This window comes from Flavicella sp. IMCC45668 (assembly GCF_057219105.1).
This window is the reverse complement of the sequence record NZ_CM170114.1, coordinates 1,827,213-1,842,281: the sequence shown is the minus strand read 5'-3', so window position 1 is coordinate 1,842,281 and position 15,069 is coordinate 1,827,213. Positions and strand designations below refer to the sequence as shown.

Here is a 15,069-nt window from a genome sequence, read left to right as displayed (position 1 = left end):
TGTTATACTGTTTCTAATTCTTCAACCATTACTTCACCTTTCGCTAAACGAGCTAGGGCTTTTTTATACTCTGTAGGCATAACTCTAACAAAATTACTTAAACTAGTGTCCCAGTCAGCCAACAATTCTTTACCTCTATTACTGTCAGTATATAAAACATGCTTTTCAATCAATCCTTTCAAGTCTGCTGCATCTTCTTCCAAGATATCTTCAAACTCAATAGTTTCAGTGTTGCATAATCCGTTAACAAATTTGTTTTCTGGATCGTATATATAAGCGATACCACCACTCATACCAGCAGCAAAGTTTCTACCTGTATTACCAAGAACTACAACTTTACCTCCTGTCATGTATTCACAACCGTGATCTCCAACTCCTTCAACAACAGTTGTTGCTCCAGAATTTCTAACTGCAAAACGCTCTCCGGCAATACCATTGATATAAGCTTCTCCTTCAACAGCTCCGAATAAACAAACGTTTCCAACAATAATATTGTCTTCTGCTACGAAATCAGCTTCAGCTGGTTTCTTAACAATTAATTTAGCTCCAGATAAACCTTTTCCTAAATAGTCATTTGTATTTCCTTCTACAGTAAAAGTCAATCCATGTGCACTAAATGCTCCTAAACTTTGACCAGCAGAACCTGTGAATTTAAGATTTAAAGTGTCTTCAGGTAATCCTAAATGTCCGTAAATCTTAGAGATTTCATTACTTACGATAGCACCCACAGAACGATCTGTATTGATGATAGGGTACTCAAGAGTCATTTGCTCTTTTCTGTACAATGCACGGTGAGAATCTTTTAAGATTTGGAAGTCTAGAACGTTGTCTAATCCGTGGTCTTGTTTTTCAGTATTCTTAACAGGCATTTCGCTGTATGCTGCAGGTCTGTGTAAGATAGCAGATAAGTCTAATCCTTTTGCTTTGTAATGTGTAATTGCTTTGTTCGCATTGATCTTATGTGTTTGACCAACCATTTCTTCCAAAGTTCTGAATCCTAATTCAGCCATGATTGCTCTTAATTCTTCCGCTACATAGTAAAAGAAGTTAATCACGTGTTCTGGTGTTCCTTTGAAGTTTTTACGCAAGTCTTTATCTTGAGTAGCAATACCAACTGGACAAGTATTTAAATGACACTTACGCATCATAATACATCCAGAGGCAACTAATGGTGCGGTAGCGAAACCAAACTCTTCAGCTCCTAATAAGGCAGCAATTGCAACATCACGACCAGTTTTCAACTGACCATCACATTCTACAACAATTCTACTTCTTAAGTTATTTAATACTAATGTTTGTTGTGCTTCAGCTAAACCAAGCTCCCATGGTAATCCTGCGTGCTTCAATGATGTTAAAGGAGAGGCTCCTGTTCCACCATCGTAACCTGATATTAATACAACATCAGCCTTGGCTTTAGAAACTCCAGCCGCAATTGTACCTACACCTACTTCAGAAACCAATTTAACATTGATACGAGCAGCTCTATTTGCATTTTTAAGATCGTAAATCAACTGTGCTAAATCCTCAATAGAGTAAATATCATGGTGAGGAGGTGGTGAGATCAATCCTACGAAAGGAGTAGAGTTACGTGCAGACGCAATCCAAGGCAATACCTTTTCTCCTGGTAACTGTCCACCTTCTCCAGGTTTAGCACCTTGAGCCATTTTTATTTGAATTTCTTTTGCACTAGATAGGTAGTGAGAAGTAACTCCAAAACGTCCAGAGGCAACTTGCTTAATTGCAGAGTTACGGCTGTCTCCATTAATGTTTGGTTGGAATCTTCTTCTATCTTCTCCACCTTCACCAGAATTAGATTTACCTCCAATTCTGTTCATGGCAATCGCTAAGTTTTCATGTGCCTCTCTTGAAATCGATCCATAAGACATCGCTCCCGTTTTAAAACGTTTTACGATATCAGTCCATGGTTCAACTTCATCCAATGGAATTGGATCTAGGTTGTCAAATTCAAATAATCCACGGATAGTCATTAAATTTTCAGCTTGCTCATTTACGTTTTTAGCATAAACATCATAACTAGCCTGATCGCTTAATCTTACAGCTTGTTGTAATTTTGCAACAGTTGTAGGGTTAAACATATGTCTTTCTCCGTTACGTCTCCATCTGTAATCTCCACCAATGTTTAATCCTAAACGGTTTTTGATTTGTGTATCTGGATACGCATATTTATATCTTTCATTGATTTCTTTTTCAATTTCATACAAACCGATTCCTTCAATTCTAGAAGCAGTATATGGGAAGTATTTCTCAACGAATTGAGAATTGAAACCAACTATTTCAAATATTTGAGAACCTCTATAAGAATGTAAAGTAGAGATTCCAATTTTGTTCATTACTTTAAGGATACCTTTTCCAATAGCTTTGTTGAAGTTGTCAACTGCTTTTTGCTCATCCATTCCTGTGATGAAGCCTTGTTGTACTTGTATTCTGATAATTTCGTTAACCATGTATGGGTTAATCGCACTTGCTCCATATCCAAATAAAGTAGCAAAGTGATGTGGTTCACGTGGTTCTGCAGATTCGATGATAATATCGAAGTAAGAACGCTTACGTAAACGGTTCATTTGGTGATGTACAAAAGAACAAGCTAATAGCGATGGAATAGGAGCGAACTCTTTATTAACACCTCTATCAGAAAGGACAATGATATTTGTTCCTCTTTCGAGTGCTTTTGTAATCTGAACGATTATATTGTCTAAAGCATCTTCTAATCCATTTAGACCTTTGTCTTTTGGATATAACATTTCAATAGTTTCAGCTTGGAAACCATCAACGTCAATACTTCTGATTTTTTCTAAATCCGAGTTAGAAATAACAGGGTTTTGAATTCTTAATTTTCTACACTGTCTTTCAGTAATACTAAAGATATTTCTGTCTTTACCAAGTGCTAAACTAATATCTGTTACAATTTCTTCACGGATTCCATCTAAAGGTGGATTTGTTACCTGTGCAAATAATTGTTTAAAGTAATTAGAAATTAATTGTGGTCTGTCAGATAATACAGCCAAAGGAGTGTCAATACCCATTGAACCTAATGCTTCTTTTCCAGCAATGGCCATTGGTGTAATTACTTCTTGAATATCTTCTATGGTATAGTTGAACAAACGAGATCTTGTTGCGATGTCTAATGTTTCAACTGGGCATTCCGTGTTAGTTACAGGAATATCTTTAAGGTGTAATCTTGTTTTGTCTAACCATTCTTTGTAAGGTCTTTCAGAAACAATTTTACTTTTGATTTCTTCATCTTTGATGATACGTCCTTCGTTCATATCAACCAAGAACATTTTTCCTGGCTCTAATCTACCATGACTATCAACATCTTCTGGAGCAACTTCAACAACACCAATTTCTGATGCCATAATTAATTTTCCACTTTTAGTTACCGTATAACGAGATGGTCTTAAACCGTTACGATCTAATAAAGCACCAACGTAATCACCATCTGTAAAAGGTACAGAGGCAGGTCCATCCCATGGCTCCATCAAGCACGCATTGTATTCATAGAAGGCTTTTCTTTCTTCAGACATGGTTGCGTCTTTTTCCCAAGCTTCAGGAATCATCATCATCATTACTTCCGGTAAAGAACGACCTGTATGCGTTAATAATTCTACCACCATATCCATAGAGGCAGAATCAGATTTACCTGGCAAGATAATAGGGAATAACTTATCGATCTGCGGTCCAAACACCTCACTTTTCATGATTTCTTCACGAACACGCATTCTACTTACGTTACCTCTTAAAGTATTGATTTCTCCATTTTGACACATGTATCTAAATGGTTGTGCCAATTCCCATGCAGGCATTGTATTTGTAGAGAATCTTTGGTGTACAAGAGCTAATCTTGTAACCAAGTCAGATTGTTGTAAATCTGTATAGTATGGTCCAATATCTTCTGGCATAATAATACCCTTGTAGATCAAAGTAGTATTTGATAAACTAGGTAAGTAGAAGTATGAACTTTCTGACATTTTTGAAGAGCTAATAGCATGCTCTGTTATTTTTCGAGCAGCATATAATTTAGCTTTGAAGATGTTTTCTTCAATATCTTCCGTTTTTCCAATAAAGATTTGCTCAATATTAGGCTCAGATGCTAAGGCAATCTCTCCTAATTGACTTGAGTCAACAGGCACAGCTCTCCATCCTAAGATAGATAATCCTTGTGCTTTGATTTCTTTCTCGAAAGTATCTTTACAATATTTATATTGGTTCTCGTTTTTTGGTAAAAACACCATTCCAACGGCATATTCTCTTTGTGCTGGGATTTCAAAATCACAAACGCGTGAGAAATAATCATGAGGGATATCAATTAATAATCCTGCACCATCTCCTGTTTTTCCATCAGAACTCACACCTCCACGGTGTTCAAGTTTTACTAAAATTTCCAATGCATCATGGATGATTTGGTTTGTTTTTTCACCTTTTAGGTTACAAATAAAACCTGCTCCACAGTTTTCGTGTTCAAATTCTGGTAAATATAGACCTTGTTTTTCTATCATAATCTTGAAAATAAGAACGCAAAATTACGTAATTTCAATATTAAAAACCAATAGAATGGGAATAGAAAAAGTAAAAATGTATTTATTATAATATTGTTGTGGCAATATTGTTAAATGTGAAAATTATCAACATAAAATAACTGATAATGTTATATTGATGGAGTTAGTGCTAGAAAGTTTGCGAATAATGAAATTTCACTAAATCGTTGTAGAAAATCCACAGAGGTTTGAGGTTTTAAAATATAGGCATGAAAAAAGCGACTTTGAATTTTCAAAGTCGCTTTTAAAATATTGAATATGATTGCTCTAGTGAGCTAAAATATTTTAGTGATCGTTCATTCTGTAATCAGGGTAAGCGCTCATTCCATGTTCAGCAGAATCTAATCCTTCGATTTCTTCTTTTTCTGAAACTCTTAATCCCATTGTTTTCTTTAAAGTGTAAAGAATTATGAAAGACGTTGTTAAACAGAATGCACCAACAATAGCTACACCGGTTAATTGAGTAATGAATTGCTCAACACTAGCCATAGCTCCGAAGATACCAACAGCTAAGGTTCCCCAAATACCACAAATAAGGTGAACTGCAACAGCTCCAACTGGGTCATCCAATCTTAATTTGTCAACCAAAGCAACAGCCAATACAATAATGATACCAGCGATAATTCCAATTAAAATTGCATCAGTAGGACTCATTTGATCAGCTCCAGCAGTAATTCCTACTAAGCCACCTAAGATTCCGTTTAAGAACATTGTTAAATCGAAATTCTTATAAAGGATTTGAGAGAATGCAAATGCACCAACTCCACCTGCAGCAGCAGCCAAACAAGTTGTTACTAATGTTAATGAAGTTAATTCTGGATCTGCAGATAAAACAGATCCACCGTTAAATCCGAACCATCCTAACCAAAGAATTAAAACACCTGCTGTAGCTAAAGGAATATTGTGTCCTTGAATAACTTTTGGGTTTCCTTCTTCATCGAATTTTCCGATACGAGCTCCTAATAACCAGATAGCAACTAAAGCTGCCCATCCACCAACACCGTGTACTAATGTAGAACCTGCGAAATCATAGAATCCCATAGCGTCTAAGAATCCACCACCCCATTTCCATGCTCCTACGATAGGGTAGATTAACCCAACGTAAACAACAGTAAATACCATAAAGGTTGTAAGTTTTACTCTTTCAGCTACCGCACCAGAAACAATTGTTGCAGCAGTTGCAGCAAACATTCCTTGGAATAAGAAATCTGTCCACCAAGTGTATCCACCAGATGCGTATTCGGCTGTCATTCCTCCTTCTGGAGCATAGATACCAAAACCTGCAAATCCAAGGATCCCGTCACCAATAAGGTTAAAGTCACCAGGGTACATCATGTTAAATCCTGCTAAGCAGTATAATAATAGTCCTGTACAAACAATAAATACATTTTTAAATAAAATATTGATTGTGTTTTTTTGTCTTGTTAATCCGATTTCTAATAAAGAGAAACCTAAGTGCATGAAAAATACCAATGCCGTACATAGCATCATCCATACATTGTTCGCTGTAAATAAACCTGCGTCCATATTATTTTAATTTTTGTTTTTTATTTTAAAGTGTCTTCTCCTTGTTCTCCGGTACGAATTCTGTATGCAGTTGAAACATCTGATACAAATATTTTTCCATCTCCTATTTCTCCAGTTGCAGCTGATGAAAGAAGAGCATCTATAGTTGCTTGTTCAAAATCATCATTAACAATAATAGAAATGTGACGTCTTTGTATGTCACTAGTGCTGTAAGCAACACCTCTATATACGTGACCTACTTTTTCGTTTCCTTGTCCGGTTACGTCCCAGTATGTGAAGAAATTTACATTTACAGCATGTAAGGCTTTTTTTACAGCAGAATATTTTGATTTTCTGATGATTGCTTCAATTTTTTTCATAATAGTTTATGTTTTATCGTTAAAATTTCTGTAAAGAAATAATAAATCATGAAAAAAATCACACAAAGACCTAAAATCTTTGTGTGATTTCATTATTTAGACATATGTCTTTTTATTTGTCTTCCATTTCTCTTACACGTTCACCAGGGTAAGCTAGTGCTCCGTGCTCAGAAAGATCTAATCCTTCAATTTCTTCTTTTTCAGTAACTCTTAGTCCAATAGTTTTCTTTAAGATAGTCAAGAAAATTAAAGAAGTAACAACTGCCCATGCAGCATAAGCTAAAGTTCCAACTAATTGAGTCATGAATTGAGAAGCTCCACCTCCGTTTAATAAACCGATAGCAGTATCTCCGTCAACACCCCATAATCCGATAACTAAAGTACCCCATGCACCACCGATAGCGTGTACAGAGAATGCACCTACAGCATCGTCAATTTTAAGTTTTTGCTCTACAAATTCCATAGAAAGAACTACGATGATACCTCCAATAAAACCAGCAATGATTGCACCACCTTCAGTCATGTTACCACAACCAGCAGTTATACTTACCAAACCAGCCAATGCTCCATTCAAAGTCATGTCTAAGTTAGGTTTTCCGTATTTGATCCATGTCAATGCTAATGCAGCAACAGCTCCAGCAGCCGCAGCTAAGTTTGTAACTAGTACTACCATAGAAGCACCTACAGCATCATCACCACCCCAAGCTAATTGAGATCCACCGTTGAATCCGAACCATCCGAACCATAAGATAAATACACCAATTGCAGCGTACATTTTATTGTGTCCTGGGATATTAACAGCTTTACCGTCAATGTATTTCCCGATTCTAGGTCCAACTAAAATTGCAGCAACTAAAGCAGCCCATCCACCTACAGCGTGTACAATTGAAGATCCAGCGAAATCGATAAACCCTTTTTGAGCTAACCAACCGTCACCGTTCCATTGCCATCCACCTGCGATTGGGTAAATAATAGCTGTTAAAACTACTGAAAAGATAATATAAGTCGTGTATTTTGTTCTACCTGCAATAGCTCCAGAAACAATTGTAGCAGCAGTTGCACAGAAAACAGTTTGGAAAAATAAATCAGCTGGTCCTTGGTTGTACATTAAACCACCCCAAGCGATGTAACCATTAGTTTCTCCATACATTAAAGAGTATCCGATAAACCAGAATACTAAAGATCCTACAGCGATATCTAATACGTTTTTCATTGCAATGTTAACAACATTCTTAGAACGTGTCATTCCAGATTCAACTAATGTAAATCCTGCTTGCATTAAGAATACTAAGATACCCGATATAAGCATCCATAACATTCCCATGTCTCCATTTATTTGCTCCACTGCTGCAGCTAAGTCAGCTGTAGAAGTTTCTTGTGCTATTGTAAGTGCTAAACTCATATTGTAAATTTTGAATTAAATCTTTTTTGAATTGCGGACTGGCCTAGACCAGTCCGTAAAACTGTTTTTTTTGTTTTCTTAGAAAGAATATACTGCTGCTAACAAAACTGAAGCTAAACCGTCATTAAGGTCTGTTCCGCTTGTGTAAGTTGGTTCTGATGCAGAATCCATTCTCACCTCAGGAATAATTGTCAATCCTTCAGCAACCTTGTAGTTTGCAGATAATGTTAAAGCTAAAATATTTCCTTTTCCATCAGCATCTTCGTTAATTGCTCCGAACGATCCAAAAGTAGAGAAGTATTCAGGTCTTAATCCTACAGAAAATTTATCAGAAGTAGTAAGTTGCGCATACAAAGCAGCTCCTAAGTAACCCATATCATCAGCACCTTCGATAGCTGTCGTGTTGTATGTAGTGTTGATTCCTAAGTAAAAGCTTTCAGATAGGTTGAATCCTCCAGTATAGTCAATTTGAAATTGAGTATCAGTTGTTGTATCCATAGTTTGATCACCATAAATAATGTTTAAGAATTGACCTTTATATCCAAGTTGAGCACCAAGAGTATAGTTTCCTGTCATGTTATAATCAGTATTGTCTGTAGCGTTCATAACTGCAAGCATTACAGAAAAGTCTTCATTAACAGCATAGTCTAATTTCAAACCTGTATGAGAAAAAGGTCCGTAAGAAAACATGTAAGAAGTAGAGTAGTTAAAGTTAACTGCTGGTGAAATAACTTCATAACCTAAGAATGTGTTGAAGTTACCCATTGTTGCAGTTAATTTATCTGTCAAATTCCAGTAAACATATAATTGGTTAACGATAGAGCTAGTCCCTGTTGAGTTGAATACAGCGTCTGAACCTCTTTCCCCGTATACCATATCCGCAACAAAACCAACTTTTTCACCCTCATAAGCAGCTACTAAGTTGATCATTCCAAGTGCAAAACCAGGTCTGTTAGCGAAAGATGTTGCTGGAGTTTGATCTTGATCTGCATTTAGATTTGCTTTAGCGTAAGTGTCAATTGATCCTGAAAAACTAAAACCTTTTTCTTCTTGTGCAAAAGTAACTGCGCTTGCAAGTAATAATGCTGATAAAATAATTTTTTTCATTTTTGATAATTTAAATTGATAATTGTGTTTCGATTAATACATGGCAAATATACGTAGTTTTACGTAATTACAAATTTATTCGATAAAAATTTAAGTATTTATATCGGCTTCTTGTTAAAATATACCTAAGTATTTTGTGAATAATATAATTAATCAATCCTTAACCTTCAGTTAATATGATGAAATTTGTGTTAATTTGGTGTTTTGTTGTTGATATGATAAAAATTAATATTTGAAATATTTTATTTCAATTTAAGTAGTAGAAATATCATTTTTATTCAAACCTGCGGTATCGCAGGTTTTAATACGATGAAAACGCTGTGTTCTAAGCGATTAAAGAGGTGTAGGGGAGAGCTTATTTTGATAGATTTTGCGTTTTTTACGTAGATTTTTGCATTTTTCGATTGGGTTGATTTATGAGAATTGCTAAAATGATAGTAATTATCATTGTATTTCCTTAATTTTAGTTTTACGTAGTAGTTTTTATAAGTACTTAAAAATTATTTTAAGTGCTACGTAGAATATAAGTAGTGCTGTGGCAGTTTTAAGACTTTTTTCAGAGACTAATTTGATGCCTATACGTGTTCCTATTTGACCACCAATAAAAGCAGTAGCTGCAAGAAGTATCGTTATTTCTGGTTTTATTGAAAAATCGGGGTTGGTAATTTGTCCTCCTAAACCAGCTAAAGAATTTACTAAAATAAATAAACTAGCGGTGGCTGCGATTTTTTTAGAATTGTCCCATTTGGAAAGATGTAGTAATGGGGCTAAAAAAATTCCTCCGCCAATTCCAACAAGTCCAGATAAAAATCCGATAAAGCCACCATAACTCAAACTTTTATAGATTGAATGGATACTCGCCTCCTTAAAAGTAATGTTTGTTTTACGTATGAGCATTAGGACTGCCGCTGCGAGAAGTGTGGCTCCAAGTAGCAAGAAAAATATTCTTTCTTCAATTTTTAAGTATCCACCTAAAAATGCTAAGGGCACGCTTGTAAGAACTAAGGGGGTAACTTTTTTGAAATTGTAAAAACCATTTTTGTAATATAGGAATGTAGCATTGGAAACTACAACAATGTTGCATATCAAAGCTGTTGCTCTGATTTCAGTAAAAGCGAAAGAAGTGAGTGCAAGTATCGCTAAATAGCTTGATCCTCCCCCAAAGCCAACCGATGCGTATAAAGTTGCAATAACAAAAAAGGAGAGTAAAATTTCCCAGTGGGTGTGTATAATATCTAAATAACTCATGCTAATTAATTCCATGCAAACATACTCAAAAATTATTGTGAAGTGTAGTTCGTGCTTTTGAATCTGTTGTTTGTAGATATGTTTTTAGATATAGCATTTCTGTTTTTAAATTCGTGAATAAATGAATAGGAGTCATATGTTTCAGATTAGGGTTGTATTTTCGCTTCTTTTGTAATGTCTTCTTTTTTATTCGGATTAAAATTATATTTTTATCCTCTAACCAAACTTTATCAGCTAAATGTCAAAACAAGATTTAAAAAAATACTGGAAAGAAAATTTAAAATACTTAGCAATTTTGTTGAGTATATGGTTTGTAGTTTCTTATGGATGCGGTATTTTGTTTGTAGAAGAACTTAATAATTTTAGAATAGGAGGTTTTAAACTTGGTTTTTGGTTTGCGCAGCAAGGTTCTATTTATGTTTTTGTAGTCATTATATATATGTATATAAGACTCATGTCAAAATTGGATAAAAAATACGGTTTAGACGAATAGTATCAATAAACTGAAAAAGATAAAATTATGAGTGCACAATTGTGGATTTGGATTCTAGTAGGGATAACATTCTCATTATATATAGGTATTGCTGTTTGGGCAAGAGCCGCATCAACTAAAGAATTTTACGTAGCAGGAGGGGGTGTTTCTCCTATCGCTAATGGATTAGCTACGGCTGCTGACTGGATGTCTGCGGCGTCATTTATTTCAATGGCAGGTTTGATCTCGTTTAGTGGGTATGATGGTTCTGTTTATTTGATGGGGTGGACTGGTGGTTATGTTTTATTAGCCTTGTTATTGGCGCCTTATCTTAGGAAATTTGGAAAGTTTACGGTTCCAGATTTTATAGGAGATAGATATTATTCTAATGTTGCTAGGACAGTCGCAGTGTTCTGTGCTTTGATTATTTCATTTACGTATATCGCAGGTCAAATGCGTGGGGTTGGACTTGTGTTCTCTAGGTATTTAGAAGTGGATATCAATACAGGTGTTTTGATTGGGATGGTTATCGTTTTGTTCTATGCTGTTTTGGGTGGTATGAAAGGAATTACATATACTCAGGTTGCTCAGTATTGTGTGTTGATTTTTGCGTTTATGGTACCAGCCATTTTTATAAGTTTTCAGATGACAGGAAATTTAGTGCCTCAGTTTGGATTTGGAGCAGAAGCCACAGATGGTGTGTATTTGTTAGATAAATTGGATGGATTACATAAAGAGCTCGGCTTTCATGAGTATACTTCAGGTTCTAAATCGGTGATGGATGTGTTTTTTATAACTGCTGCCTTGATGGTTGGAACAGCCGGATTACCCCATGTTATTGTTCGGTTTTTTACAGTGAAAAAAGTGAGTGATGCAAGGAAATCTGCTGGTTGGGCCCTGTTGTTTATTGCTATTTTGTATACAACTGCTCCTGCAATTGCTGTTTTTTCAAGAGTTAATTTAATTGAGACGGTAAGTAATAAGAAATATTCAGAGCTTCCTGAGTGGTTTGGAAATTGGGAGGTAACAGGTTTGTTACAGTTTGATGATAAGAATAACGATGGGTTGGTACAATATGTTGCAGATGAGAAAACAAATGAGCTTACAGTTGATAGGGATATTATGGTGTTAGCAAATCCAGAGATTGCTCAGTTGCCCAATTGGGTGATTGGGTTGATAGCTGCTGGTGCGCTTGCCGCGGCACTGTCCACAGCGGCCGGATTATTATTGGTTATTTCGGCTTCGGTTTCTCATGATTTAATTAAGAAAATTGTAAAACCAGATATTTCTGAAAGAGGTGAGTTGATTGCGGCGAGGGTTTCAGCTTTTTTAGCGGTTATTCTTGCGGGTTATTTCGGGGTCAATCCGCCAGGTTTTGTTGCAGCAACTGTGGCCTTGGCGTTTGGTTTGGCAGCTGCATCTTTTTTTCCGGCAATCGTTTTAGGAATTTTTTATAAAAGGATGAATAAGGAGGGAGCTATTGCTGGTATGGTTATTGGAGTTTTGTTGATGCTATTTTATATGACCAAATTTAAATTTGGTTGGTTTGGTGGTGGCGCCAAAGAAGATTGGTGGTTTGGAATTTCGCCTGAAGGATTTGGAACCTTTGCGATGCTGGTAAATTTTGTGGTGTCAATAGTTATATCAAAATTCACACCTGCACCGCCAAAAAATGTGCAAGAAATTGTTGAGAATATTAGAATACCTTCAGGAGCTGGGCAAGCTGTTGATCATTAAAAAAGAATAATAAAAATTAAAAAGATATGGTAGAGAAGATTCATTCTTATAAAAAATATAAAGAAGATTATATTGAGAGTGTTGAGAATCCTGAAAAATTTTGGGGTTCAATAGCAGAGGGGTTTTCATGGAGAAAAAAATGGGATACTGTTTTTAAACATGATAAAGAAAACTCTGAGGTGAAATGGTTTGAAGGTGGTAAATTAAATATTACCGAAAACTGTTTGGATCGTCATTTGGAAAAAAACGGGAACAAAACCGCTATAATTTGGGAACCAAATAATCCAGATGAGGAATCTCGTTATATTACCTACCGTCAGCTATATGTAAAAGTATCCCGATTTGCCAATGTTTTAAAAAATAATGGAATTAAAAAAGGGGATAGGGTTTGTTTATATATGCCTATGATTCCTGAGTTGACAATTGCTATGTTGGCTTGTGCTAGGATAGGAGCTGTTCACTCTATTGTTTTTGCAGGTTTTTCTTCGTCCGCTTTGTCGAGTAGGATAAATGATTCGGAGTGTAAGTTGTTGATTACCGCAAATGAAGTGTATCGAGGAACAAAGCCAATTAATTTAAAAGCAGTCTGTGATGAGGCCTTAGAAGATACTCCTTCTATTGAAAAGGTGATTGTTTATAGAAGAACAGTAGAGCCAACTGAAATGAAAGCGGGTAGAGATGTTTTTTGGTTTGATGAATTACAGAAAATAGAAGACTTTGAGTGTGAGGCAGAAGAGATGGACGCAGAAGATATGTTGTTTATTTTGTATACCTCAGGTTCCACTGGAAAACCTAAGGGGATGGTGCATACCACTGGTGGGTACATGGTCGGTTCAACGTATACATTTCAGAATGTCTTTCAGTATGAAAAAGATGACGTTTATTGGTGTACTGCCGATATTGGTTGGATTACTGGTCATTCTTATATAATTTATGGACCGTTGGCGGCTGGTGCAACTACTGTGATGTTTGAAGGGGTGCCTTCTTATCCTGATTATGGACGTTTTTGGGAAATAGTTGAAAAATTAAAGGTGACTCATTTTTATACGGCACCTACAGCGATTAGAGCTTTAGCCAAACATCCGATTAGTTTGGTTGAGAAATATGACTTGTCTAGTTTGAAAGTTTTAGGTTCTGTTGGAGAGCCCATAAATGAAGATGCCTGGCATTGGTATAATGATAATATTGGTAAAGGAACCTGTCCTATTGTTGATACTTGGTGGCAAACAGAAACAGGTGCAATAATGATATCTGCAATGGCTGGGATTACTCCATTGAGGCCAACTTTTGCTACGATGCCGTTACCGGGAGTTCAACCGGCACTGATGGATGAAAATGGAAAAGAGATTTTAGATTCTCCTGCGGAAGGTAGATTGGCAATGAAAGCGCCATGGCCGTCTGTTGCCAGAACGATTTACGGAGATCATCAACGTTATAAAGATACTTATTTTTCTGCGTATGAAGGAATGTATTTCACAGGTGATGGTGCATATCGTGATGCTATGGGGAACTATAGAATTACAGGTAGAGTAGACGATGTTGTAATTGTTTCTGGACATAATTTAGGAACTGCACCTATTGAAAATGCTATTGATGAACATTTAGATGTAGTAGAGTGTGCTGTAGTTGGATTCCCGCATGATGTAAAAGGAAATGCTTTGTATGCTTATGTTACTAAAATTGATGAATCTGTGATTTCGGATGATGCATTAAGGAAAGAAATTAATGATTTGATTCGTGGGTCTATTGGAGCTATCGCAAAATTGGATAAGATTCAATTTGTCTCAGGGTTGCCTAAAACAAGGTCTGGTAAAATTATGCGAAGAATTTTGAGAAAGATTGCAAGTAATGATACTTCTAATTTGGGAGATACGTCTACCTTATTGAATCCGGAGGTGGTAACAGAGATTATGGAAAATGTAATTAAATAAACAATTTTAATTTTGATAAAAAAAGCTTGAAGAATTCTTCAAGCTTTTTTTTTAATAGTTCAGTGGGTTGATAAAAAGATCTTTGTATTTCATTTTTCCATCTTTATTAAGTTTTGGCATTATTTTTAAAAAAGCTAGTCCTGTAATAAAGGCGTCTCCCGCTGCAGTATGTCTGTCTTTTGGTGTTATTTTTAATTCTTGAGCAATTTCATCTAAAGTATATTTTTTATTTGGATCAATAATATTGACGATGTGTTTTGATCTTTTAAAAAGGATGCCGGTATCAAGTACATCATTTTTTAATTTCCCGAGATTGTGTCTTTTTAAGGCCCTGTTGATAATTCCAATGTCAAATCCTGCATGATGAGCAACAAGTACACTATCTTTAATATAGTCTAAGAATTGTATGAGTGCCTCAATTTCCTCTACCTTCTTAACTTTTTCGGATTTTAAAATACCATGAATTTTTACAGTGTCAGCTTTAAATACACTTTGGTTTAAATACACTTCAAGTCCATCTTTGATAAGTATTTTGTTGTCTTTGATGGCTGTTGCTCCTATACATAAGATTCGATCTTCTTTAAAGTCAAAACCAGTTGTTTCTGTATCCAAAACAATGAAGCGTGTTTCTTTGATAGTGCGTAGTTCTTTAGTTTTAAAATGTTCGCAGTATCTTTTCCAGAATTCAGGGACTTCGGTTCTGTTAAAATTGAAAAATGGAAACTTCATA

10 protein-coding genes are annotated in these 15,069 nt (G+C 35.7%); 3 read left to right on the top strand and 7 right to left on the bottom strand.

Translation table 11 applies throughout. The annotated features are described in order from the left end of the window. Positions 1-2: 2 nt before the first annotated feature. The 6 genes from gltB to AC2DZ0_RS07745 all read right to left on the bottom strand — a co-directional run bounded on the left by gltB (position 3) and on the right by AC2DZ0_RS07745 (position 10,214). Positions 3-4,517 carry a glutamate synthase large subunit gene (gene gltB, locus AC2DZ0_RS07770; protein WP_484644758.1) on the bottom strand — a complete coding sequence of 1,505 codons (4,515 nt, stop codon included), beginning with the start codon at positions 4,515-4,517 and terminating at the stop codon, positions 3-5. Between the two features lie 324 nt (positions 4,518-4,841). Beyond that, the gene (locus AC2DZ0_RS07765; protein WP_484644756.1) at positions 4,842-6,083 is read right to left on the bottom strand and encodes an ammonium transporter; all 1,242 of its coding nucleotides are present in this window, start codon (positions 6,081-6,083) and stop codon (positions 4,842-4,844) included. A gap of 20 nt (positions 6,084-6,103) precedes the next feature. Further along, positions 6,104-6,442: a P-II family nitrogen regulator gene (locus AC2DZ0_RS07760; protein ID WP_484644755.1), complete on the bottom strand. Its 339-nt coding sequence runs from the start codon at positions 6,440-6,442 to the stop codon at positions 6,104-6,106. 112 nt (positions 6,443-6,554) lie between these two features. After that, positions 6,555-7,844 (bottom strand): ammonium transporter, encoded by a 1,290-nt coding sequence (locus tag AC2DZ0_RS07755; protein WP_484492450.1) that lies wholly within the window; start codon positions 7,842-7,844, stop codon positions 6,555-6,557. A 78-nt stretch (positions 7,845-7,922) separates the two neighbouring features. Continuing rightward, positions 7,923-8,951 carry an outer membrane beta-barrel protein gene (locus AC2DZ0_RS07750; RefSeq protein WP_484644753.1) on the bottom strand — a complete coding sequence of 343 codons (1,029 nt, stop codon included), beginning with the start codon at positions 8,949-8,951 and terminating at the stop codon, positions 7,923-7,925. A 483-nt stretch (positions 8,952-9,434) separates the two neighbouring features. After that, positions 9,435-10,214 (bottom strand): sulfite exporter TauE/SafE family protein, encoded by a 780-nt coding sequence (locus AC2DZ0_RS07745; protein WP_484644752.1) that lies wholly within the window; start codon positions 10,212-10,214, stop codon positions 9,435-9,437. 223 nt (positions 10,215-10,437) lie between these two features. Between AC2DZ0_RS07745 and AC2DZ0_RS07740 the strand changes: the two genes are divergently transcribed. The 3 genes from AC2DZ0_RS07740 to acs are packed head-to-tail and all read left to right on the top strand — an operon-like array spanning position 10,438 to position 14,339. Then, positions 10,438-10,692 carry a DUF4212 domain-containing protein gene (locus tag AC2DZ0_RS07740; protein WP_484644751.1) on the top strand — a complete coding sequence of 85 codons (255 nt, stop codon included), beginning with the start codon at positions 10,438-10,440 and terminating at the stop codon, positions 10,690-10,692. A 27-nt stretch (positions 10,693-10,719) separates the two neighbouring features. Then, positions 10,720-12,408, top strand: a complete 1,689-nt coding sequence (locus tag AC2DZ0_RS07735; RefSeq protein WP_484644749.1) for a sodium:solute symporter family protein — start codon at positions 10,720-10,722, stop codon at positions 12,406-12,408. Positions 12,409-12,434: 26 nt separating this feature from the next. Next, positions 12,435-14,339, top strand: a complete 1,905-nt coding sequence (gene acs / locus AC2DZ0_RS07730) for an acetate--CoA ligase (RefSeq protein ID WP_484492445.1) — start codon at positions 12,435-12,437, stop codon at positions 14,337-14,339. A gap of 51 nt (positions 14,340-14,390) precedes the next feature. On the opposite strand, the gene AC2DZ0_RS07725 is transcribed toward acs, so the two are convergent. Further along, entirely contained in the window at positions 14,391-15,068 is a 678-nt protein-coding gene (locus AC2DZ0_RS07725) for a 3'-5' exonuclease (protein ID WP_484644748.1), read from the bottom strand. Position 15,069: the final 1 nt, after the last annotated feature.